Source organism: Arthrobacter sp. FW306-1B-F12A, from assembly GCF_058781865.1.
Map to the genome: position 1 here is coordinate 1 of NZ_JBYSXD010000037.1, position 21,609 is coordinate 21,609.

The following is a 21,609-nucleotide window of genomic DNA, read 5'->3' on the forward strand; positions in this document are numbered from 1 at the left end:
GGCCGGGAGGGCTTGTTTGTGAGCCAGGGTCCCAGGGGAGGCGGAAACCTCGGTTCAGGGCGCCGGGGTCCGTTCCTTGGACGCCGGGGTCCGCGGCTCTTTGGGCTCCTTGGGGGGCAACGGCTGCGGATTCAGTGACGCCTCGGTGAGGATCGGCGCCGTGATGGCGATTTGCCACTCGCGGGCGCCAAGGGCGCGCAATTCTTCCGACACGGACTCCACGGTGATGTCCGACGGCGGCCGCCACAGCACGCGCCTCATGTAATCCGGGGTGAGCAGGTTCTCCACGGGAAGCTTGAGCCCATCGGCGGCCTCTTGTAGCCGGGGCCGGGCAGTCCCGAGCCGGGCCGCGGCTTCGGGATCGCGGTCTGTCCAGACACGAGGCGGCGGGGGAGCATTGGTTGGAAGATGGAGCGGCGGAAGGTCGTCGGTGGTCCTCGCGCCGGCAATGCAGCGCAGCCAGCGTGGTGCTTCGCGCTGTGCCGCCCGTCCGTGGAAACCTTTGGTGGCCAGGAGCTGCGGAACGGTTGTGGGCATGGCCTTGGCGGCGGCGACCAAGGCGGAGTCGGGAATGAGGCGGCTGGGAGCAACATCCCGTTTCCGAGCGAGCTGATCCCGTTCGTACCAAAGTTCGCGCACGGCAGCCAATTGGCGGCGGTCACGGATCTGGTGCAGTCCGGAGGTCTTGCGCCACGGGTCCACCCGCGGGGCGGGAAGGCCTGCTCCGAGGATTCCGGCGAATTCCTGTTCGGCGAAATCCAGCTTGCCATCCGCTTCCAGGAGTTCGATCAGTTCTTCGCGCAGTTCGGCGAGCACCTCGACGTCGAGGGCCGCGTACCGCAGCCAGGGTTCCGGGAGGGGGCGGGTGGACCAGTCGGCGGCCGAGTGTTCCTTGGCGAGGCCGAAGCCCAGGAGCTGCTCTATGACGGCCGCCAGGCCTACGCGGGGCAGCCCGGCAAGGCGTGCGGCGAGCTCCGTGTCGAAGAGCTTGTCGGGCCACATGCCAAGCTCGGCCAGGCACGGAAGATCCTGCGTCGCGGCGTGCAGGATCCACTCGACGCCGCGCAGCGCCTCGTTGACGATTTTCAGGTCATCGAAGGGTTCGGGATCGATCAGCCAGGTGCCTGCGCCGTCGCGCCTGATCTGCACGAGGAAGGCGCGCTGCCCGTAGCGGAAGCCGGAGGCTCTTTCGGCGTCGACCCCGGCGGGGCCGGATCCCGCGGCGATGGCAGCGGCGCACCGCTCCAGGCCGGACAGGGTGTCGATGACAAGCGGCACCCCCTCGCGCGGGGCATCCAGATCGATGATCTCGGGTATTCGGCCTTCGAAGCCGTCTACCGTGATGTGTGGTGTGGGATCAGCAGCCGGAGCGCCGGCTGTGGTGGGTTCCAGATTTTCAGGGGTCATGGTGCCTTCAGTTTACCGACTCTGTGCCCGGCCGGTCCGGCCAAGGGCTCCAGCACACCTTCACAGGCTTCATGTGAGCCGCCGATTTGGCAGGGGCGTGACACCGGGAGGCAGGGGAGGGAGCCCCGCGAACGTGCAGACCATATCGCACCATGCCTCCAGATGGGCCTGGACATCGGAAGACGCTGGTGTCCATGAGGCGCGGAGTTCGATGTCGATGGTTTCAGGTCTTTCGGCCAACGTGCCGAAGCTCTCGGACAGGATGCGCGTGGCCGTTCCGCCAGCCGCCCGGTACTGGGCTGAATGGTTCTCCAGGGAGTCCACGAGCCATGTCCACGCAACGGAACCGAGCATGGCGTCATTGCCCATGTCGGCTTCCAGCTGGGCGCGGATATAGGTGACGATCCGGAATTCGCCGTCCCATACAGCCGAGCCGTCGGGATCATGGAGCAAGATGAACCGGCCTGTTGCAAGCTCGTCGTCTTCGTCGTCGGCCGCGCCGGGGGAACCCGGTGTGTTTTCGCTGGAAAATGCCATGGCGGCGGGGCCATGGACCGGGGTCCGGCCGGGACGCGTCGACCGGCTGAATACCTCTGCCCCCAGGGCAACGGCGTAGGGGGCCAAGCGGGAGGGCGCCGGGATTTCCGCGAGCCGCAGCTCGCTCCGGCACTTTGCTTTTCGTAGCGTTCCCAACGCATGCAAGAAATCCGCGGGAACCTGTGCGAGTGCGTTCACCTTCGCAGATTATGTGTCCGGGGCGGCGAAACCTTGAAGCCACGCCGCCCCGTCCTGCGGCCTATGCCGCGGCCAGTTCGCGCTTGATTGCGGCAACGAAGGAATCGATGTCTTCTTCGGTGGTGTCGAAGGAACACATCCAGCGCACCTCCCGGTTCGCTTCGTTCCAGTCGTAGAACTTGAAGGAGGAGCGAAGGCGATCCGCGACGCCGGCGGGCAGTACCGCGAAGACGCCGTTGGACTCCGTGGCCTGCGTAGGCTCCACGCCCTCGATGGAGTCGACCGCCGCACGCAGCCGTGAGGCCATGGCATTCGCGTGTTCCGCTGAGCGAAGCCACAGCCCGGACTCCAGAAGCGCGACGAACTGGACCGAGATGAAGCGCATCTTGGAGGCCAGTTGCATGTTCATCTTGCGCAGGAACTTCAGCCCGTGGGCGGCCTCGGGATTCAGGGCGACCACTACTTCGCCGAACAGCAGCCCGTTCTTGGTGCCGCCGAAGGACAAGATGTCGACGCCGGCGTCGCGGGTGAACGTCCGCAAGGGCACGCCAAGGTGGGCGGCAGCATTGGCGAGCCGGGCGCCGTCCATGTGCAGTTTCATGCCCTTGGCATGGATGTGGTCGGCGATCGCCCGGATTTCTTCCGGCGTGTAGCACGTGCCGAGCTCCGTGGTCTGCGTGATGGAGACGGCCAGGGGCTGCGCGCGGTGTTCGTCGCCCCAGCCCCACGCTTCGCGGTCGATCAATTCCGGGGTCAGCTTGCCGTCCGACGTCGGGACCTGGAGAAGCTTGATGCCGCCGATCCGCTCCGGTGCGCCGTTCTCGTCCATGTTGATGTGGGCGGTCGATGCGCAGATGACCGCACCCCAGCGCGGCAGCAGCGACTGCAGGGACAACACGTTCGCGCCAGTCCCGTTGAAGACGGGGAAGCATTCGATGCCTGCGCCGAAGTGCTCCTCCATGACTTCCTGGAGCCGCTCCGTGTACTGGTCCTCCCCGTAAGAGACCTGGTGGCCGCCATTGGCTGCGGCCAGGGCCGCCAGGATTTCAGGGTGGACGCCTGAGTAGTTGTCCGAGGCGAAACCGCGGACGGAGGGATCGTGGAGGCGCCCAACGGCTTCCGTGTCGAGGGCAGCCGGGAATTCTTCTGTAGTGCTCGTCACTTGTTCATTCACGCTTTCAGTCTATTTGGCCAGGAGGAGGCGCTGTCCGTTCAGTTCCGCTGCAGGCTTGTCGAAGAGCCCGACGGCGGCCGCCGCCAAGTCCTCGACGTCCGTGTACCCGGGGAATTTCCGCTCCGGGTGCTCCCGCCGCATCGCCGCGTCCAGGAGCGACTTCACCACGAAGACGACGGCGGCGCTGTGCTGCTCCGTTGGTTCGTTCTTGTTTCCTGATTGATCGCGGCGGAAACCGTCAGCCACGGCCAGGGTCCAGGTCTCCGCGGCAGCCTTGGCCGCCGCGTAGGTGGCGGCCCCGGCGGTAGGTGCGGCGACCGCCGTCGAACTCACCATGGCGAAACGGCCCGTGGGGGAAGAGGCGAGATCCTTGTAGAAGACCCTGGAGACGTTCCTCAGGGTGGTGATGGCGCTTTGCTCAAGGGCGGCCCAGTCTTCGTCCGGCTGGTCTTCGATTCCCTTGGCTCCGCGCCACCCTCCCACCAGATGGATGACGCCGTCGACCCTTTCCGTGCTCCCGTGGATCTCCGAGGCGAGTTCGCGCACGGACTCAAGCCGGGAAAGATCGCATACGAGGGGAGTGACGTCGTCGCCCGCTTCGGCCGCTGCAGCCTCGATTCGGGCCTCGTTTGAGCCGATGGTGAAGACCCGGTGCCCGGCCAGCGCGAAGGCGCGGGCCACGGCGATGCCGGAAGAGTTGCTGCCACCTGTGACGACGACAGTCAGCGGTCCGCCGGTCATGAGGCTGCGGTCTGCCCGGTGATACCGGTGGTTGATTCGATGATCGGACGCATTTTCTTCTCCAGTGCTTCGTAGAACATGGACAGGGGGAATTCGTCGTCGAGGACCTGGTCTGTGAGGCCGCGGGGCGGCCCGTCGAGCGGCAGTGCCTCCGGGCCCTTCGCCCAGACCGAAGCGGGGTGCGGAGTGACCGTACCGGAAATGAGCTTATACGCTGCAAGCCAGTGGGCGGCCTTGGGGCGGTCGATCGAGCGCCAGTACAGTTCTTCGATCCGGGCACCGAGCTCGATCACGACGTCGGCTGCCTCGTCCCAGTCGATGCTGAGCTTGCTGTCGGTCCAGTGCAGGACGTGGTGCTGGTGCATCCAGGCGAAGAGGAGCTGGCCGCCCAGTCCGTCGTAGTTGCGGACCCGGTTGCCGGTGATCGCGAAGCGGAAGATGCGGTCGAAGATGACGGCGTACTGCACGAGCTTCGCGTGGCGCCGGGCGTCCGGGGAGGCATCCTCGTCCTTTTCGATCCGGACGGATTCGCGGAAAGCCGTCAGGTCGCAGCGGAGCTCCTCGAGCGAGTAGAGGAAGAACGGCATCCGTTGCTTGATCATGAACGGATCGAAGGGAAGGTCGCCGCGCATGTGGGTGCGGTCGTGGATCAGGTCCCACATGACGAACGTGCGCTGCGTGAGTTCCTGGTCATCCAGCAGCTCGGCGGCATCTGGGGGAAGCTGCAGGGACGTCGTTGCGGCGGCTGCTTTGAGCACGCGGCGGAAGCGGGCGGCCTCGCGGTCTGCGAAGATGGCGCCCCACGTGAAGGCAGGCGTTTCCCGCACTGCAACGGTCTCGGGGAAGAGGACGGCCGAATTCGTGTCGTACCCGGGAGTGAAATCCACGAAACGGATGGGTACGAACAGCTTGTTGGAGTAGTCGCCGGCCTCCAAGGCGCCGATGAACTCGGGCCAGATCACCTCGATCAGGACCGCTTCCACGAGACGGCTCGTGCTGCCGTTCTGGGTGTACATGGGGAACACTACGAGGTGCTGGAGCCCGTCTTCGCGGTGTTCCTGCGGCTGGAAGGCCAGCAGTGAGTCGAGGAAGTCCGGAACTCCGAAGCCGGCGTCGGCCCAGCGGCCGAAGTCCGCGACCAGGAGTTCGAGATAGGCGGCGTCATGCGGGAACGCAGGGGCCATGCTCTTGATGGCTTCCGTGATGGTGGCGGTGTATGCCCGGGCAGCCTCGTGGTGGAGGGAGTCCTGGATGGAACCGTCCTGGCTTTGGAACGCCTGGAGGGCAGTGGCCGCGGCCTTCAGGGAAATCCAGTCCCGGTTGTCAGAGGTGATGCGCGGACGGGTGGTGGTAACGGTGATGGTCATCGTCAACGGTGCCTTTCCTCAAGAATCATTGTTCTGAGGCGAGCGTAGCAAGCGGCCAGAGTCGCTAATTCAAAAGTGGCTCGAGCATAAGAAACTCTTTCGCAAGTGGCTCCGGCAGCCCCGGAAGATCCAGCCCGGGGAGGGCTGGCCTTGGGGACTGCCGGTAGCTTGGCGCTACTGCCCGGCCCGGGACTCGACAAGCCTGAGCGAAACGGAATTTATGCAATACCGCTGGTCAGTAGGTGTGCCGTAGCCCTCACCCTCGAAAACGTGCCCCAAGTGGGAATCGCAATTGGCGCAGCGGACCTCCACCCGTTCCATTCCCAAAGTACGGTCGTGGATGTAACGGACTGTGCCTTCCGCGAGTGGTGCCCAGAAGGACGGCCAGCCGCAATGGGAATCGAATTTCTCGTTGCTGGTGAAAAGCTCTGCGCCGCACGCGCGGCACTGGTAGACGCCTGCCGTATGGGTGTCCCAGTACTCACCCGTGTACGGGCGTTCCGTTCCGGCTTGGCGAAGAACCCTGAACTCCTCCGGGGTAAGTTCCTCGCGCCACTCGGCGTCCGTTTTCTCCACGCATTGCCCGTCCTTCGGGACATCCTGGAGGGGAACCCTGGCCAAGGGGTCCGCGGCTTGGAAGTACTTCCTGTTATCTGCAGTGCTCATGCTCACTCAACGCTCACGAGTCGCCGATAAATCCCGAGCCGGCATAGAGATGCAGGACGGGCAGCCCCAACTGATCCTGGGCTTTGTTCGCCCAATCTGTATGGAAGGTATCGGCGATCGCGTGCGGGCGGGTCACGACGACGGCCTGCGCGGCATTGAGAGCCTTGACCTTGGACACCAAGCCGGCCACCGCGCCGCCGTCGACGATTTCACCAGTCACCCCGCCACCCAGCCCATCCAGGGCCGCGAGCGACGCCGACAAGGCCTCGGCAGCCTGGGCCCGCTCCGACTGCGGATCCGGCGCCTCCGCGAGCAGATCCCGGAATGCTTTGGCTACTTCAAGCAACGAGAGGTTCTCGAGGAAGTCCACCAACAAATGCCGTTCGGTGTTTGCGGGCACCAGCACCACCAGGGGCGAGTCTCCGCCGTCGATCAGTTTGGCAATATTGACGCGGTCGTCCGGGCCGAGAGGCTCTTCGGTAAGGATGACGATTGGTTCACTCATGGCTACAGCGTAGACCTGAGCCGTGCCGGGAGGCATGGTTTCGCGCGGCAATTCTGTTCTCGCCGCGGTGTTGCCTCCCGCGAGGAAACGCCACAGAGGGCGCTGTTCGGAACACTGCCCCGCAACCGGGAGAATGGTCACATGGCATCCATGACCCGAGCTGCGCCAAACGTTGAGACCGGTGCGAAAATGTCCGTCCGCGCCAAATGGGCCGTTGCGGGGATCGTTGCTGGAAGCAGCATCGCCGGCTTGCTGGGCGCAGGGTCTTCTGCGCTCGCAGCCTATTTTGCCCGGCGTGTCATTACCCCCTCAACGCGCGAGGCCGACCAGGAGGTGTTGGCGGTGGTACGCGGTGATAAGGGGCTCCAGGTCATTCTCGCGGCCACCCCGGACACCACCGTCGACGGCGTGTTCAGCCTCTTCTTCGCGGGCGGGACAGGGTTCGCGCGGATCGGGCGGATCATATCCTATTCGCCCGCCGAACGGACGGTGCAGCGCGAAGTCGAGGAAGTCTATAGCGGGGATCTGTCGACGGCCCGGCGCGGGTGGTGGAGCGGTGCTGTGTACGACTCCCCGGCGGCGCTTGGCCTGGACTCCGAAGACATACAGATCGACGTCGAGGGTGGGCAGGCGCCTGCGTGGCTGGTTCCGTCAAGCGCCGGGAAACCGGCGAAAACCTGGGCGATCATGGTCCATGGCCGTGGGGCCACGCGGCTCGAAGGCTTGCGAGCCGCGCGCGTAGCGCACGACCTTGGGCTCAACAGCCTGCTCATTTCCTACCGGAACGACGGCCTGGCGCCGTCTGCCCCGGACGGGCGGTACGGCCTGGGGTCGACGGAATGGCACGACGTCGACGCCGCCATTGAGTACGCACTCGCGCACGGCGCCCACGAAGTGGTCCTGTTCGGGTGGTCGATGGGCGGGGCGATCTGCCTGCAGACGGCCGATCTCTCGCATCACCGCCATGTGATCAGGGCCATGGTCCTGGACGCACCCGTGATCAACTGGGTCAACGTCCTGGCGCACCACGCGCAGATCAACAGGATCCCCTACGCCGTGGGCCGTTACGGGCAGCTGATGTTGGGGCACCCGTTGGGCAGGCGCCTGACCGGCCTGGCCGCGCCCGTCGACTTGAAGGCGATGGACTGGGATGCCCGCGCCGTCGAATTGCGGACTCCAACCCTGGTCATCCACAGCGTGGACGATGAGTATGTTCCCTACGAACCCTCGGCCAGCCTCGCTGAAAAGAATCCCGACATGGTCACCTTCGAACCTTTCGAAGGCGCGCGCCACACGAAGGAGTGGAATGTGGATCCGCAGAAGTGGGAGCGCCTGGTCCGCTCATGGCTCGCCCCGCACCTCACGCCCCGCGGCGGGCCTGTGTCGGCGTGAGCATGCCGGTGCTACTGCCGGCGTTTGCTAGGGGCTGCCGATAGAGGCAGTCCGAGCGCCGGTCAGCCGGATAAGGTCTGCGGGATCCAGCTCGATGTCCAGGCCCCGGCGTCCACCGGACACGAGGACCGTGCCGAAGGCCAACGCCGATTCGTCGAGTACAGTTGGCGACGGCTGGCGCTGGCCCAGCGGGGAAATCCCGCCCAGGACATAGCCGGTGCGCCGCTCGGCCATCTTGGGGTCGGCCATGGTGGCCTTCTTCGATCCGAGAGCTGCCGCGATTGCCTTGAGATCCAGCGTGCCGCTGACCGGAACTATGCCTACCGCCAGCTTGCCGTCAATGTCCACCATCAAAGTCTTGAAGACCCGCTCGGGATCGATACCGAGGACCTCGGCCGCTTCAAGCCCGTAGCTGGGCGCCGAAGGATCGTGCGCATAGGGGTGCAGCGTGAAAGGAACGCCGGCCGCAGCCAGTACGGCTGTGGCCGGCGTTCCCTGTGAAGCCTGTTTCTTGGCCATTCCCGGTATCCCGGATCAGGACAACAAGCGGTCCGCCGCGGCGACCTTGCGCTTGATCCGCCCCAGCATGGCCGTCATGCCACGCATGCGCAGGGGAGTGATTGCCCGGGTGAGGCCCAGCAGTTCCGGCATGTCATCCGGTACAGCCAGGATCTCCGCGGCAGTCAGCCCATCCAGTCCTTCGTGCAGAACCCCCGCGAAGCCGCGCGTGGTAGGTGCCTCCGGCGGTGCCTTGAAGAACAAACGGTAAGCGACGCCGTCGGGGTTCTTTTCCTGTTCAATGGTCAGGAACAGCGGCGACTGGCACTCCACCACTTGTTCCAGCAGCTCAGGGTGGTCCAGCAGCCGTTCCGGCAAAGCCGGGAGCCCACGCGAGAACTCAAGCAACAGCTGAAGGCGATCGGGCTCGGTCAGTGCCTGGAAGTCATCGACAATTTCCGCCAATGCGGCGGGCAAAGTATAAGTACTCATCACTTCCAGCTTACGCAAGTCCGGGCCGGTCTGGCTCCTGTTGCTTGAATATGGCTTAGCCAATGTGGCAGGCCCATCGGGCAGGGCCCGGAGATTCCGGACTACTTTCCGGCGAGTGCGGGGACGGAGCCCCGGTCAGCGCCCTTGGCGATCGGGACGCGCACCGCGTTGCCCCACTCCGTCCAGGAACCGTCGTAGTTGCGGACCGTTTCGAAACCAAGCAGGTACTTCAGGGCGAACCAGGTGTGGCTGGAACGCTCGCCGATACGGCAGTAGGCCACGACGTCGTCGCCTTCCGTGAGGCCCGCTTCCCCGAGATAGAGGTCCTCAAGTTCGGTCCGGTTACGGTACGTGCCGTCTTCGGCAGCGGCGCGTGCCCACGGGATGGACGCCGCGGTGGGGATGTGCCCCCCGCGCAGGGCGCCCTCTTCGGGGTAGGCAGGCATGTGGGTGCGCTGGCCGGTGTATTCCTCAGGGGAGCGGACGTCGATCAGCGGCTTGCCGAAGTGGGCCAGCACGTCATCCTTGAAGGCACGGATCGGGGCGTCGTTCCGGTCGATCACGGGGTACTCGCCCGGGGCGGGCTGGGGGATGTCGGTGGTGATGTCGCGGCCCTCGGCGATCCACTTGTCGCGGCCGCCGTCCAGGAGCCGGACGTCCTCGTGGCCGAAAAGTGTGAAAACCCAGAGGGCGTAAGCGGCCCACCAGTTGGACTTGTCGCCGTAGATCACCACAGTGGTGTCCCGGGAGATGCCCTTGGCGGCCGCCAGGGCCGCGAAGGCTTCACCATCGACGTAATCCCGGGTGACTTCATCGTTCAGGTCCGTATGCCAGTCGATCTTGACCGCGCCCGGAATGTGGCCGGTCTCGTACAGGAGGACGTCTTCGTCGGATTCGACAACAACCAGCTTGCCGTCGCCAAGCGCGCCGCCTTCAAGGGCTGCGGCAAGCCACTCGGTGGACACCAGACGTTCGGGGTGGGCGTACGCGGCGAACTTTTCGTTCTGTTCAACGGGGTAGGACATTGGTATGGCCTTTCACTGACACTTTCACTGACACCGGGCGGCACCGGGCGTTAGGACATGCCCGGGCTTTAGTCCCACAGTATCGAGGGCCGGGGACTAAAGCTCCTCCCCGTTCATATGGTGAAATATGGCCTTCATCACGTGTCCGCCCGGGGCATGGCATTGCCGGTATTCTTGCTGGGGACTTACGACACGAAGAACGGACCGCATTGGTACAGATCGAACAGCTCGCCGCGCGCACGCCGGCGGTCTCAGCGGATGAGATTCTCAAGGGTTTCTACCCTTCTCCACGGTTCGGCGAGGTGTCCTTCAAGAGCTACCGGCCTGATCCGAACCAGCCCAGCCAGGCGGCAGCGGTCAAGTCCCTGGAAGCGTTTGGGGCGACGGTCGGAGCCGGCGACGGAGACGGCCTGTTCAAGCGGCTTTTCAGCAAGAAGGCCAGCACCAGGGCCGGCATCTACCTCGACGGCGGATTCGGCGTCGGAAAGACCCACTTGCTGGCCTCCCTGTGGCACTCGGCTCCGGGTCCGAAAGCCTTCGGGACATTCGTGGAGTACACCAACCTCGTGGGCGCCCTCTCCTTCCGGAAAACCGTGGAGGCTCTGAGCAGCTACAAGCTTGTCTGCATTGACGAATTCGAGCTCGATGATCCGGGCGACACGGTGCTGATGTCCCGCCTCATGCGTGAATTGTCCGACGCCGGTGTGAAGCTCGCTGCCACATCCAACACTCTGCCTGGTTCACTGGGAGACGGCCGCTTTGCCGCCGTCGACTTCCAGCGGGAGATCCAGGTCCTTGCGGACCAGTTCGATGTTGTCAGGATCGACGGGGAAGACTTCAGGCACCGCGGCTTGCCCGCGGCTCCGGCACCCTTGAAGACCGAAGACCTCAAACGGCAGATGCACGCCGAGTTCGACGGCCAGACCGTGGCCGTGGACGACTTCCGCGGCCTGATCGACCACCTCGCCGGTGTCCACCCCAGCCGCTATCGCAAGCTGATCGCAGGCATCGATGCTGTTGTCTGGCGCGACGTCGAAACCATTACCGAGCAGGCCGTCGCCCTACGCTTCGTGGTACTGGCCGACCGCCTGTACGACAAGGACGTCCCGATCCTTGCCAGCGGTGTGCCCTTCGACAAGCTCTTCACTGAGGAAATGATGACTGGCGGGTACATGAAGAAGTACTTCCGCGCCGTGTCCCGTCTGACCGCCCTGGCGCGCGAGGGCCAAAACCACGAGCCGTCGTAGAGATTGGGGCAGGCTGCCCCACTCTACTTTTGGGGTTCCCTGTTTTTCAGGACCCAACGCACCAGGATTCCGGCGGCAAGCGCCCAGAACGCGGCGCCAATCCCGGCGAAGCTGAGGCCCGAGGCCGCGATCAGGAACGTCACGGAGGCCCCCATGCGTTCTTCGGCAATAGCCAGGGCAGAGGCGATGGCGGATGCCAGGGTGCCCAGCAGGGCCAAGCCCGCGACGGCTTCCAGGAGCCCTGGCGGTGCCGCCGCCACAACGGTCACCAACGCGGCGGAGAAGGCTGCCAGCATGAGGTAGGCCAGGCCTGACGTGAAGGCCGCGATCCAGCGCCGGCCTCGGTCCTCACCTGCCTCTTCCCCTGCCGCCAGCGCAGCGCTCAACGCCGCCAAGTTGATCGCATGCCCGCCAAAGGGAGCCCCCAGCGCGGTCCCTGCGCCGGTCACCAGCATCGACTGGCGCCACGGGACGGTGTACCCGAAGGACTTCAGCACGGCCACCCCCGGAATGTTTTGGGAAGCCATGGTGACAATGAACAACGGCAGGGCGATGCCGGCCACTGTGGTGGGAGTGAAAGCAGGGGTGGTCCACTGCAACTCAGGCAACAGTCGGTTCACAGGAATATCCACGCCGTTGACCACGATGTAGATTCCGATGACTGCGAGTGCCACCAGCAATGCGGCAGGGACCGACCAGCGGGGTGCCAGCTTCATCATGACCAGCCAGCAGAGGATCACCGGAGCCACCAAGAGGGGAGCGGTGCCCAAGGCTTTGAACGGGGCAAGGCAGAGGGACAAAAGCACTCCGGCCAGCATCGCCTGGGCGAGGGCCGTGGGAATCTTCGCCATTAGCTTGCCAAGCGCCGGAATGAGCCCGGTCAAGGCGATCAGTACACCAGCGATGAGGAAGGCGCCGACGGCGGCCGGCCACCCGCCGTCGGGCACTCCGGTTCCCGCCAGCAAAGCGGCCCCTGGCGTCGACCACGCAAGGGTGACAGGCAAGCGGGAGCGCAAGGAAAGCCAGAGCACGCCGAGCCCGAAGGCGAGGGTGAGGGCCAGGAGCCCGCTGGCGGCTTGTTCCTGGGTGGCCCCCATCGCCCGGAGGCCTGCGAGCACTACTGCGAAGGAAGAAGTAAAACCGACCAGCGCGGTCACGATTCCAGCAACAAGCGGGCGGGAGAGCTGCCGGGAGGCGGAAGCTGGACGTGGCTGTCCGGTGTGGAGTGATGACGCTGGCATAGACCATCACGTTACCGGAGCCTTGGTGCGCGTGCCGAGGCGGCAACAGTTAAACGCCAAGGGCACCGGCGGCGCCTCGCGGCGGGACCGGTGCCCCGTTGACGTAACTGTAATCGGGAGCTCTGGCCGGCAGAACCGGCTACGGAGCCTCATTGGCGGAGGGAGCTGTCCAGGCCGTAGCCCTTTCAGCGTCACCGTCGAGGTTGTCCACGAACTCGGAAGCGGCTCTCTGAACCGCATCTAGTCGTCGATAAAATCGGCGGTCTATTCGATCCCGTCCTTGATGGCTTCTTCACTGCCACCAACGAGGTCCTGAACTTTGCCCTTCAGATCGTCAAGTAATCCCACGGGCACCTCCCTTCAATCACGGAGCCAGTTCGCTCCTCCGTTCTCGATCCTAACCCGAGACCTTGGAGGTGCCAAGGGAAAATTTGACTGGAATGTCAAACGATCCTTGGAAAAGGTCACAGCTGCTTCTCGGGAGAAAGCTCCTGGTGGCGGGGGCTGTCCGGATTCATCAAGGAGTGCTTGCGACCGTAGCTGAAGTAGATGACCAGTCCGATGACCAGCCACACCACAAAACGCAGCCAGGTTTCCCAATGGAGCTGGAGCATGAGGAAGCCGGATGCGAGCATTCCGAAGGCCGGAACCACCGGCATGAACGGCAGCCGGAAGGTACGGGGCGCATTGGGCTTCTTGTAGCGGAAGATGATGACTGACAAGCACACCACCACAAACGCCGCGAGGATGCCGATATTGGTCAGGTCGGCGACGGCCTTGATGGGGAAGACGCCGGCGAGCAGCGCCGAGGCGATGCCTGCGATCCACGTGACGCGCTGCGGGGTGCCGTGCTTGTCGGTCCCCGCAAACCAGCCCGGGAGCAGGCCGTCACGGCTCATGGAGAACCAGACACGGGTGACGCCGAGCAGGAAGGTCAGCATCACGGTCAGGATGGACAGGACCGCGAATACGGAGATGATGGTGGCGATGACGGGCAATCCGACTCCGGTGAAGGCGGAGGCGAAACCGGCGGTGGGGTTGATGTCCTTGTAGTTCTGCATGCCGGTAAGTACCAGGGTGGCCGCTACGTAGAGGAGCATGGCGATGACAAGCGAGAGGACGATTGCCTTGGGCATGTGCTTCTTGCCGTCCTTGGCTTCCTCCGCGGCTGTACTCATGGCGTCATAGCCGAACACTGCGAAGAAGACCGTTGCGGAGCCGGCCAGGACCGGCCCGAAGCCGCTGGGCATGAACGGGTTGTAGTTGTTGGTGTTGATGTAGAAGATGCCCAGACCGATGATGAACAGAATGAGCACCACTTTGATGGCCACCGCCACGAGTTCGAAGCGGCCAAACGCCTTGGTTCCGCGGCTCAGGATCCAGGTGACCAGCAGGCAGACCAGGATGGCCGGAAGATTGATGACCCCGCCCTTCCCCTCGTCCACGGTGGAGGTCATCCAGGTGGGCATGTGGATGCCTATTCCGGCGAGGAATGCGTCAAAGTAGCCCGAGATGCCGATCGCGACGACGGCAACGATTGCGATGTACTCCAGCAGCAGGTCCCAGCCGATGAACCATCCGATGACCTCGCCAAGGGCGACGTAGCCATAGGTGTAGGCGGATCCGGCGCGGGGGATCATGCCCGCGAATTCGGCGTAGGAGAGTGCCGCGGCCGCAGAGGCAAGGCCCGCAACCAGGAACGAGATCAGCACGGCCGGGCCGACACCCGGGGTATCCGCGCTTCCGTGCGCCACGAGCCCGGCCAAGGAGAAGATCCCGACGCCGATGATGCCGCCGACGCCGATGGCCGTCAGTTGCCAGAGGCCCAGGCTTTTGAAGAGCCCGCTGTGCTTGCTTTCCTCCTCGATGTCGTCAATGGGTTTCTTCCTCATGATCGAGCGGACGAGAGTTTGTTGATTCACCATGTGCTCCTGCGTGTGGGCGTGGACGAATTAGGCCTGAAGAAAAGTATGCGAGCTGAATCACATTGGATAAAGTGATTTTTGCTGAGTGGTATTGATCAGTTCTGCTGATCTTTCGGGTGGGCGACACAGGTAGGCGGGGCGTAGTGGGTGGCTGCGGGCACAAAAAAAGCAGCTCCGGCGGAGCTGCTTGAACGGTGTCACTGCATTTGACCAAGTGCAATTGCGATGGAGGAAATGGAGCGGACGACGAGATTCGAACTCGCGACATCCACCTTGGCAAGGTGGTGCTCTACCAGCTGAGCTACGTCCGCACATGATGGTCATCCGGCCGGGGCCGGACGTTCATCAACAAGCAAGTTGCCTTGCCTTGGTGGGCGATACTGGGATCGAACCAGTGACCTCTTCCGTGTCAGGGAAGCGCGCTACCGCTGCGCCAATCGCCCAAATGCAATCCGGCCTGGACCGGAAACCAAGGTTTTCACCGAGGTGGGTACGGGATTCGAACCCGTGTATACGGCTTTGCAGGCCGCTGCCTCGCCTCTCGGCCAACCCACCGTGTAAGCACGATTCCTGGGGCTCCAAGAAGTCAATGCCGTGACAGTGTCCTGCGAGCGGACGACGAGATTCGAACTCGCGACATCCACCTTGGCAAGGTGGTGCTCTACCAGCTGAGCTACGTCCGCATAGTCTTCTTCGGCGGCCTGCCCGCAGGGGGCATTCCGTCGCTTTCCGACGAGTAAAAACTCTATAGGAGGTTCCGGGAAACTCCAAATCGATCTGCCGGAATCGTGAGCAATGGGCGTAAGTTCCTTGAATTGGCGCGGAATTTGCGAGTTACACGCTTGTGATTCGTGGGCATTTTCCTGGTTGTTGCCTAGCCGGCCGGCCCGATACTTTCCGGATTTTTGAATTCCGGCCGGGGTCGGTTAGTCTTCTTGTGCACGGGCGATTGGCGCAGTGGTAGCGCGCTTCGTTCACACCGAAGAGGTCACTGGTTCGAACCCAGTATCGCCCACCAAGAAGAGGTCCTGTGCGAAACATTGTTCATGTTTCGCACAGGACCCCTTGTCGTTGCTCGTGGATCCATCGCCCAATCACGCAAGGGGTGACGCCCGGACCACCCGGTTCCTTCCGAGTGACTTTGCTTCGTAGAGGGCCGCATCGGCGGCCGCAATCATCGCGGTGAGGTCGACGGCGTCGAACTCAGTTGACGTGACCCCATAACTCACCGTTGGGACGTGGATGTCGTCGAGGCTCTTGGCTGCCGCCAAAGAGCGATTGATGTCGGCCGCGATGCTTTCAGCCCTTTCCTGGCTGGCTCCCGGCAAAAGCAGGATGAACTCTTCGCCCCCGTAGCGTCCGACCAGGTCCGTGGATCGTACCGACTCGGTGCACGCAGCCGCGAACGCCTGCAGTGCGGTGTCCCCGGCGGCATGACCGTACTCGTCATTGATCGCCTTGAAGTGGTCCAGATCGGCCAGGATCAATGAGGCGACCGAGTTTGTGGTGTGCAGGCGCTCGAGCTCCTTGGTGGCCAACTCCATGAACGTGCCACGGTTGAGGAGCCCGGTCAGGTTGTCGCGGGCAGCGCGTTCGCTGAGCCGGTTGATCAACTGATCGTTGCTGAGGGCGGTCATGCTGAACGAGACGGCAACCAGGAGTATCAGCGTGACCAGGCTGGCCATGGAGGGGCCAAAATACAGGCGGAAGTTCGGTCCGCTTGGACCTTCGACGAGATACACGGACAGGCGGCAGAAATAGTAGGCCGCCAGGAATCCCGCGGCCAAGGCCATCGACTTGTGCACATGGGAGTAGCTGGAATCAAGTAGCCACAGATCGCGGGACGCCAACGCGATTCCCACAGTCATGAATCCCAGATAGACCAGGCCCCCGGACCACGTGTTGTGACCGGGGCTTTCCAAAACGGAGGCGATGGCCGTGACGCCACAGGCCGCGGCAAATTGCCACCGAGGCGGCGCTAACATCCTGAGGGACCGGGCGCCGGTCCACACACTGAACGCTCCGCCCACCAGGAGGACGTTTCCCGAGGGATTCGCCCAGACTTGATACGGCGTCCCGTTGAGAAGGAACGCAAGGTTGCCTGCGAGGAAGAAGAGGAGTGCGATGCACCACCACCCGTTGTAGGACGACCGCGTGCGCCTGAAGGATGCGTAGAACAAGAGGAGCAGGGTCAGGGCGACCACGCCTAGGGCGACTCGCAGTGTTGTTATATCGAGGACCAAGATGCGCTCCAGTAGCCGAGGACGTGACCAATTATGGCACCGTGAGTCAAGGAACCTTGCGCGCCATGCGTGGGGCCTTGTGAATTACGGGATAAGGGAAGTCCCGTCGACGGCCACCAAGGCTCCGCGTTTTCTTGTCGGCGGTGTATGAAAGAGTTTTCTTATGACAGATCCACTGCTTGCCCATGCCACCGAATACGGCCGGATGTATGCCCGGTCCACGTCCGAGACCTTCTCGGTCCCTTCCATCACCACGGTGATCGGCCAGCAGGCCCATTCCCTGGACGGCTGGTTCGGCTACATGGGCGCCAGCAGCTTGGCGAAGGACCCGGAACTCCCGCAACATCTTTCCAGTCCTGCCAAGATGCGGCAGGCCGTCAACAAGGCAGCCAAGGCCGCGGAGGTGTACCGGGACGACGCCGCGCGCCGCGGCGACCGCGTGCACAACTACTGCGAGCAAGTGGCCCTCCGCACCCTCGGACGCGCGCACCGCGTCAAGGAAACGCGTGAAGAGCTCGCTTCGAACGGCGAGGATGCCTTCGCGGCCCGCTTCGATGAATGGTGGGAGCTGTACCGGGTGGAGCCCATCGCTCCCGAGATTACTGTCTGGAACTCAAGCGTTGGTTACGCCGGAACCTTGGACCTCGTCGCCAAAATCAACGGCAGGGTCTGCCTGATCGACTACAAGACCAAAGGCACAACCCGTGACGGAACAGTGAAACCGCTCGACGACAAGGTAGTGATGCAACTGGTTGCGGGCATGAAGGCCGAAGAAAGCCTCGTGGATCCAGTGGCAGGGGAGTGGGAGCCGTGGAAATACGGTGAGAACCCGGTCCTGCTTGCGGTGGCTATCGGCGAGACCGAAGTGCGTCCCCAGCGGGCCAATCCGGACGTACTCAAGCACCACTGGTGGAAGTTCTGCGCCTTGAAGCGGGTGTGGGAGATGTCTGCCGATGTGGCCGCAGCGGGAACGGCGCTGCTCCCGGTAGCTCCGCCGTCGTACCCTGCCGCTGCGGCGCCCGCAGGCTCAACTAAACTGGCCTAGGCCCCTTTTGCCGGGACCGAAGCTTCGCCGATCGTGAGGAAAGACAGCACATGGCCATTTTGAGTATCCGTATCATCGGCGACCCCGTGCTCCGCACGGTTGCTGATCCAGTCACGGAATTCGGGCCTGAGCTCGCCAAACTGGTGGCGGACATGACCGAGACTATGGAGGACGTGGACGGTGCAGGGCTCGCCGCACCGCAGATCGGTGTCAGCCAGAGGGTCTTCACCTACCGGATCGGCGGGGTGGAAGGCCACATCATCAACCCCGTGCTTGAGAACAGCGATGACTTCCAGCCCGACGAGGTAGAGGGCTGCCTCTCCATTCCCGGACTCGCGTTCCCGGTTCGTCGCCGCAGGACCACCCGTGCAACCGGTGTGGACATCAACGGCAACACCGTGTCCGTGGAGGCGGAGGGCATGCTCGCGCGCTGCTTCCAGCACGAGACCGACCACCTGGACGGGATCCTGTTCACGGACCGCCTGGAGGGTGAGGACCGGAAAACCGCTCTCCGCGCCATCCGCGCGGCGAACTACCACTCTGTGACTGAACGGACCACGGCCAAGAGGGCCAACACCGTGGGCTCGAGCTTCGGCAGCTTCGGGGCCGCCGAATGAGGGTGCTCTTCGCCGGCACCCCGGCTGTCGCCGTCCCTTCCCTTGACGCGCTGATCGAGGCCGGATTCGAGATCGTCGCCGTGCTGACTAGGCCGGATGCCCCGACCGGCCGCAAGCGGATCCTGACGCCGTCTCCCGTGGCGGCACGTGCGGCTGAACTCGGCATCGACATCATCCACGCCTCGAAAGTGGACGCCGGGACCACCGAGCGGATCGCTTCGTATGAGCCGGACGTCGCCGCGATCGTCGCCTACGGGGGCCTCGTCCCCCAAGCCGCGCTCGGAGTACCACGCCACGGCTGGATCAACCTCCACTTCTCCCTCCTCCCTGCCTGGCGCGGCGCGGCGCCGGTCCAACGCTCAGTCATCGCCGGTGACGACATCACCGGAGCCGCCACGTTCCTCCTGGAAGAAGGACTCGACACCGGACCGGTCTTCGGGACGTTGACTGAAACCTTGCGCCCCGAAGACACGGCCGGCGACTTGCTGGAGCGGCTCTCGCGCAGCGGGGCGGTCCTGCTCAGCCAGACGCTGTCCGCCGTCGAGTCCGGCAAAGCGGCGCCCCAGCCCCAGCAAGGCGATGTCTCTCTGGCGCCAAAACTGACGCTCGACGACGGCCGCCTCGACTGGACGCAACCGGCCCTCGCCATCAACCGCCGGTCCCGCGGCGTCACGCCCGAACCTGGAGCCTGGACCACGCTCGACGGACAGCGCGTCAAGCTGGAGCCCGTCGGATTGCGCCCGGACATCCGCGACCTTGCGCCCGGCCAGGTCCGGGTTGACGGTAAGAACGTCCTGGTCGGGACCGGATCCCATGCAGTGCAGCTCGGGCGGATCCAGCCTGCGGGCAAGAAGATGATGCCGTCGGCCGATTGGGCCCGTGGTTTGGCAACACCAGAAAGCGTGGAATTCGAATGAATGAGTCCGGCCGGCGCGGCCCTAACAACAGCGGGAATCGGGACGGCGGGGGCCACGGCAACCGCGGTCCCCGGGGCGAGAGCATCCGCAACGCCCAAGGCCGCGAACGCAATAGGGGCCCGCAGCGCGGTTTCTCGACCAACGCACCGTCGCAGCGGACCCGGCGCGCGGATCCGGCACGATTGGTGGCGTTCGAAGTCTTGCGCGCAGTCGCTTCGGAAGACGCGTATGCGAACCTCGTGCTGCCCTCACGGATCCGCCACCACCACCTCGACAAGCGCGACGCCGGATTCGCCACCGAGCTGAGCTACGGGGCACTGCGCGGCCAGGGGATGTACGACGCCGTCCTGGCCGAGTGTGTCGACCGGCCGCTCGCCCAACTCGATCCGGCAGTCCTTGACGCGTTGCGGCTTGGCGCCCACCAATTGCTCGCCATGCGCGTTCCTGCCCACGCCGCACTCGACCAGACGGTCGGGTTGGCCCGCGCGGTCATCGGGGCCGGCCCGTCGTCGCTCATCAACGCCGTGCTTCGGAAAGTCACCGCCAAGACGCTGCCAGAGTGGCTCGACCACCTGCTGGAGAACGAGACCGACGAAACCAGGATCGCCTCCGTACGCCATGCGCACCCGGAATGGATTGTCAGGGCGCTGCGCCAGTCCCTCGTCATGCATGGACGTCCCGCGAGCGAAATCACCGAACTTCTCGAAGCCGACAATGCGGCGCCGGTGGTGAACCTCGTGGCGCTGCCCGGCATCGGCAATCTTGATGAAGCCGTGGAGAGCGGGGCCACCCCCGGCGAACTCGTCATCGATTCGGCGCTGTCCAGCGGCGGCGACCTCGGGCGCATGTCCTCCATCCGCGAAGGCACCACGCGCGTCCAGGACGTCGGATCCCAACTGGTAGCCCGCGCCGTCGCTGGTGTGGACCTCGGACAGTCCGCCAAGGACGGCGAGAAGTGGCTGGACCTGTGCGCCGGTCCCGGTGGCAAGGCAGCGCTGCTGGCGGCCCTCGCCCACCAGGAAGGTGCGACCCTCCTCGCGAACGAGCCCGCGGAACACCGGGCAAAGCTGGTCAGCCAAGCCCTCTCGGCGGTCCCGGCGGACGCCTGGACCGTACGGGTAGGCGACGGGCGCGACGTCGGCAAGGAACAACCGGAGACTTTCGACCGCGTGCTGGTCGACGTTCCCTGCAGCGGCCTTGGCGCGCTGCGCCGCCGCCCCGAATCACGGTGGCGCCGGACGCCCAAGGACCTTGCCGATCTCGGTCCGTTGCAGCGTGAACTGCTTAACTCGGCCATCGACGCCGTCAAGCCGGGCGGAGTAGTGGCGTACGTGACGTGCTCCCCGCACCCGGCCGAAACCACCGCCGTCGTCAGCGATGTCCTGCGCAAGCGGGACGACCTGGAGCAGATGGACTCCGGCGCGGCCCTGGATGCCGTCAGCCTGAGCGGCAACCTGGGCGCCGGGCACGGGTTGACCGCCCAACTGTGGCCGCACGTGCACCAAACCGATGCGATGTTCCTGGCCCTTATCCGGAAGAAGCCGTAACCTTCGGCGTCTTTCCCCGGCTGAAAGTCCCGCGTGCCTAAGCTGGAGAATTGCCAAACGACCCAGACCGCCACCAACACTGAGGGAACTGCCTTGACTGAGTGCTGTATCAACCCGAGCATCCTGTCCGCGGATTTCGTGAACCTGGAAGCCGAGCTGAAGAGAATCAGCAACGCCGACGCCGTCCACGTCGATGTGATGGACAACCACTTTGTCCCGAACCTGACGCTCGGCCTGCCGGTCGTGGAGCGGATCCAGGCCGTCAGCCCGGTCCCGCTCGACGCCCACCTGATGATCGCCGACGCCGACCGCTGGGCACCGGCCTACGCCGACGCAGGCGTGGCTTCCGTGACCTTCCATGCGGAAGCGGCGATGGCCCCCATCAAGCTCGCCCGTGAGCTCCGTGCCCGCGGTTCGAAGGCGGGCATGGCCCTTCGTCCGGCCACGCCGGTGGAACCGTACCTGGACATGCTCAGCGAACTGGACATGCTCCTCATCATGACCGTGGAACCGGGCTTCGGCGGGCAGTCCTTCCTTGACGTGACGCTGCCCAAGATCCGTCGGGCGCGTGCCGCGATCGACGGCTCGGGTATCGGCGTGGCAATCCAGGTGGACGGCGGCGTCACGGAGGAGACCATCGTCCGGGCGGCCGAAGCCGGCGCGAATGTGTTCGTTGCCGGATCCGCCGTCTATGGCCACGAGGATCCGGCTGCCGCGATTGAGCGGCTGCGCGCCGCCGGCCTCGCGGCAATGTGACCGGCACCGCGGCAATGTGACAACAATGACGCAATTGCCTGCATATTGGTCGGGGAATACATCAGCCAT

20 protein-coding genes and 5 tRNA genes are annotated in these 21,609 nt (G+C 64.5%); 8 read left to right on the plus strand and 17 right to left on the minus strand.

What is annotated here, in order from left to right; translation table 11 throughout:
* Window positions 1–54: 54 nt before the first annotated feature.
* The 7 genes from AC3WJU_RS16245 to AC3WJU_RS16275 form a co-directional block, all read right to left on the minus strand.
* On the minus strand, window positions 55–1,407 hold the full coding sequence (locus AC3WJU_RS16245; RefSeq protein WP_284990704.1) for an HRDC domain-containing protein: 1,353 nt from the start codon (window positions 1,405–1,407) through the stop codon (window positions 55–57).
* A gap of 69 nt (window positions 1,408–1,476) precedes the next feature.
* Complete coding sequence (locus tag AC3WJU_RS16250; RefSeq protein ID WP_059389098.1) at window positions 1,477–2,142, minus strand: DUF3000 domain-containing protein; 666 nt, start codon at window positions 2,140–2,142, stop codon at window positions 1,477–1,479.
* Between the two features lie 61 nt (window positions 2,143–2,203).
* Window positions 2,204–3,304 carry a threonine aldolase family protein gene (locus AC3WJU_RS16255; RefSeq protein WP_284990756.1) on the minus strand — a complete coding sequence of 367 codons (1,101 nt, stop codon included), beginning with the start codon at window positions 3,302–3,304 and terminating at the stop codon, window positions 2,204–2,206.
* Window positions 3,305–3,325: 21 nt separating this feature from the next.
* A complete protein-coding gene (locus tag AC3WJU_RS16260; protein ID WP_492260355.1) occupies window positions 3,326–4,057 on the minus strand; it encodes an SDR family oxidoreductase in 732 nt (243 codons plus the stop codon).
* Window positions 4,054–5,424, minus strand: coding sequence for a DUF6421 family protein (locus tag AC3WJU_RS16265; RefSeq protein ID WP_284990702.1), 1,371 nt, complete (start codon window positions 5,422–5,424; stop codon window positions 4,054–4,056). Before AC3WJU_RS16265 ends, AC3WJU_RS16260 begins: the two co-directional genes overlap by 4 nt.
* Window positions 5,425–5,598: 174 nt before the next feature.
* On the minus strand, window positions 5,599–6,090 hold the full coding sequence (gene msrB / locus AC3WJU_RS16270) for a peptide-methionine (R)-S-oxide reductase MsrB (protein WP_492260356.1): 492 nt from the start codon (window positions 6,088–6,090) through the stop codon (window positions 5,599–5,601).
* A 13-nt stretch (window positions 6,091–6,103) separates the two neighbouring features.
* Window positions 6,104–6,595 carry a hypothetical protein gene (locus tag AC3WJU_RS16275; protein WP_059389095.1) on the minus strand — a complete coding sequence of 164 codons (492 nt, stop codon included), beginning with the start codon at window positions 6,593–6,595 and terminating at the stop codon, window positions 6,104–6,106.
* Between the two features lie 141 nt (window positions 6,596–6,736).
* Between AC3WJU_RS16275 and AC3WJU_RS16280 the strand changes: the two genes are divergently transcribed.
* Window positions 6,737–7,987 (plus strand): alpha/beta hydrolase family protein, encoded by a 1,251-nt coding sequence (locus tag AC3WJU_RS16280; RefSeq protein WP_284990700.1) that lies wholly within the window; start codon window positions 6,737–6,739, stop codon window positions 7,985–7,987.
* A gap of 27 nt (window positions 7,988–8,014) precedes the next feature.
* On the opposite strand, the gene ybaK is transcribed toward AC3WJU_RS16280, so the two are convergent.
* The 3 genes from ybaK to AC3WJU_RS16295 all read right to left on the minus strand — a co-directional run bounded on the left by ybaK (window position 8,015) and on the right by AC3WJU_RS16295 (window position 10,002).
* Entirely contained in the window at window positions 8,015–8,506 is a 492-nt protein-coding gene (ybaK, locus tag AC3WJU_RS16285; RefSeq protein WP_492260357.1) for a Cys-tRNA(Pro) deacylase, read from the minus strand.
* 15 nt (window positions 8,507–8,521) lie between these two features.
* Window positions 8,522–8,977 carry a SufE family protein gene (locus AC3WJU_RS16290; RefSeq protein ID WP_284990698.1) on the minus strand — a complete coding sequence of 152 codons (456 nt, stop codon included), beginning with the start codon at window positions 8,975–8,977 and terminating at the stop codon, window positions 8,522–8,524.
* Window positions 8,978–9,078: 101 nt separating this feature from the next.
* The gene (locus AC3WJU_RS16295; protein ID WP_492260358.1) at window positions 9,079–10,002 is read right to left on the minus strand and encodes a sulfurtransferase; all 924 of its coding nucleotides are present in this window, start codon (window positions 10,000–10,002) and stop codon (window positions 9,079–9,081) included.
* 209 nt (window positions 10,003–10,211) lie between these two features.
* Between AC3WJU_RS16295 and zapE the strand changes: the two genes are divergently transcribed.
* Window positions 10,212–11,249 (plus strand): cell division protein ZapE, encoded by a 1,038-nt coding sequence (gene zapE / locus AC3WJU_RS16300; RefSeq protein WP_284990696.1) that lies wholly within the window; start codon window positions 10,212–10,214, stop codon window positions 11,247–11,249.
* Window positions 11,250–11,272: 23 nt separating this feature from the next.
* Here the strand turns inward: zapE and AC3WJU_RS16305 are convergent, their stop codons facing one another.
* From AC3WJU_RS16305 to AC3WJU_RS16330, 6 genes are all read right to left on the minus strand, one after another.
* Window positions 11,273–12,490 (minus strand): benzoate/H(+) symporter BenE family transporter, encoded by a 1,218-nt coding sequence (locus AC3WJU_RS16305; RefSeq protein WP_332603105.1) that lies wholly within the window; start codon window positions 12,488–12,490, stop codon window positions 11,273–11,275.
* Between the two features lie 464 nt (window positions 12,491–12,954).
* Complete coding sequence (locus AC3WJU_RS16310) at window positions 12,955–14,382, minus strand: amino acid permease (protein WP_441437381.1); 1,428 nt, start codon at window positions 14,380–14,382, stop codon at window positions 12,955–12,957.
* Between the two features lie 268 nt (window positions 14,383–14,650).
* Window positions 14,651–14,726, minus strand: a tRNA-Gly gene (locus AC3WJU_RS16315).
* 57 nt (window positions 14,727–14,783) lie between these two features.
* Window positions 14,784–14,858: transfer RNA gene (locus tag AC3WJU_RS16320), tRNA-Val, on the minus strand.
* 41 nt (window positions 14,859–14,899) lie between these two features.
* A tRNA-Cys gene (locus AC3WJU_RS16325) sits at window positions 14,900–14,970 on the minus strand.
* A gap of 55 nt (window positions 14,971–15,025) precedes the next feature.
* A tRNA-Gly gene (locus AC3WJU_RS16330) sits at window positions 15,026–15,098 on the minus strand.
* 260 nt (window positions 15,099–15,358) lie between these two features.
* Between AC3WJU_RS16330 and AC3WJU_RS16335 the strand changes: the two genes are divergently transcribed.
* Window positions 15,359–15,433: transfer RNA gene (locus AC3WJU_RS16335), tRNA-Val, on the plus strand.
* Window positions 15,434–15,509: 76 nt separating this feature from the next.
* Here AC3WJU_RS16335 and AC3WJU_RS16340 read toward each other — a convergent pair.
* Window positions 15,510–16,658, minus strand: a complete 1,149-nt coding sequence (locus AC3WJU_RS16340; RefSeq protein ID WP_492260359.1) for a GGDEF domain-containing protein — start codon at window positions 16,656–16,658, stop codon at window positions 15,510–15,512.
* Window positions 16,659–16,821: 163 nt separating this feature from the next.
* On the opposite strand from AC3WJU_RS16340, the gene AC3WJU_RS16345 reads away from it, so the two are divergent.
* From AC3WJU_RS16345 to rpe, 5 genes are all read left to right on the plus strand, one after another.
* Window positions 16,822–17,703 (plus strand): cytochrome, encoded by an 882-nt coding sequence (locus tag AC3WJU_RS16345; protein WP_059389088.1) that lies wholly within the window; start codon window positions 16,822–16,824, stop codon window positions 17,701–17,703.
* 50 nt (window positions 17,704–17,753) lie between these two features.
* Window positions 17,754–18,320, plus strand: a complete 567-nt coding sequence (def, locus tag AC3WJU_RS16350) for a peptide deformylase (RefSeq protein ID WP_059389087.1) — start codon at window positions 17,754–17,756, stop codon at window positions 18,318–18,320.
* On the plus strand, window positions 18,317–19,237 hold the full coding sequence (fmt, locus tag AC3WJU_RS16355; protein WP_492260360.1) for a methionyl-tRNA formyltransferase: 921 nt from the start codon (window positions 18,317–18,319) through the stop codon (window positions 19,235–19,237). The genes def and fmt overlap by 4 nt, the downstream gene beginning before the upstream one ends.
* On the plus strand, window positions 19,234–20,784 hold the full coding sequence (locus AC3WJU_RS16360) for an RsmB/NOP family class I SAM-dependent RNA methyltransferase (protein ID WP_492260361.1): 1,551 nt from the start codon (window positions 19,234–19,236) through the stop codon (window positions 20,782–20,784). Before fmt ends, AC3WJU_RS16360 begins: the two co-directional genes overlap by 4 nt.
* A 93-nt stretch (window positions 20,785–20,877) precedes the next feature.
* Window positions 20,878–21,540: a ribulose-phosphate 3-epimerase gene (gene rpe, locus AC3WJU_RS16365; RefSeq protein ID WP_284752056.1), complete on the plus strand. Its 663-nt coding sequence runs from the start codon at window positions 20,878–20,880 to the stop codon at window positions 21,538–21,540.
* The last annotated feature ends 69 nt before the right edge of the window (window positions 21,541–21,609 follow it).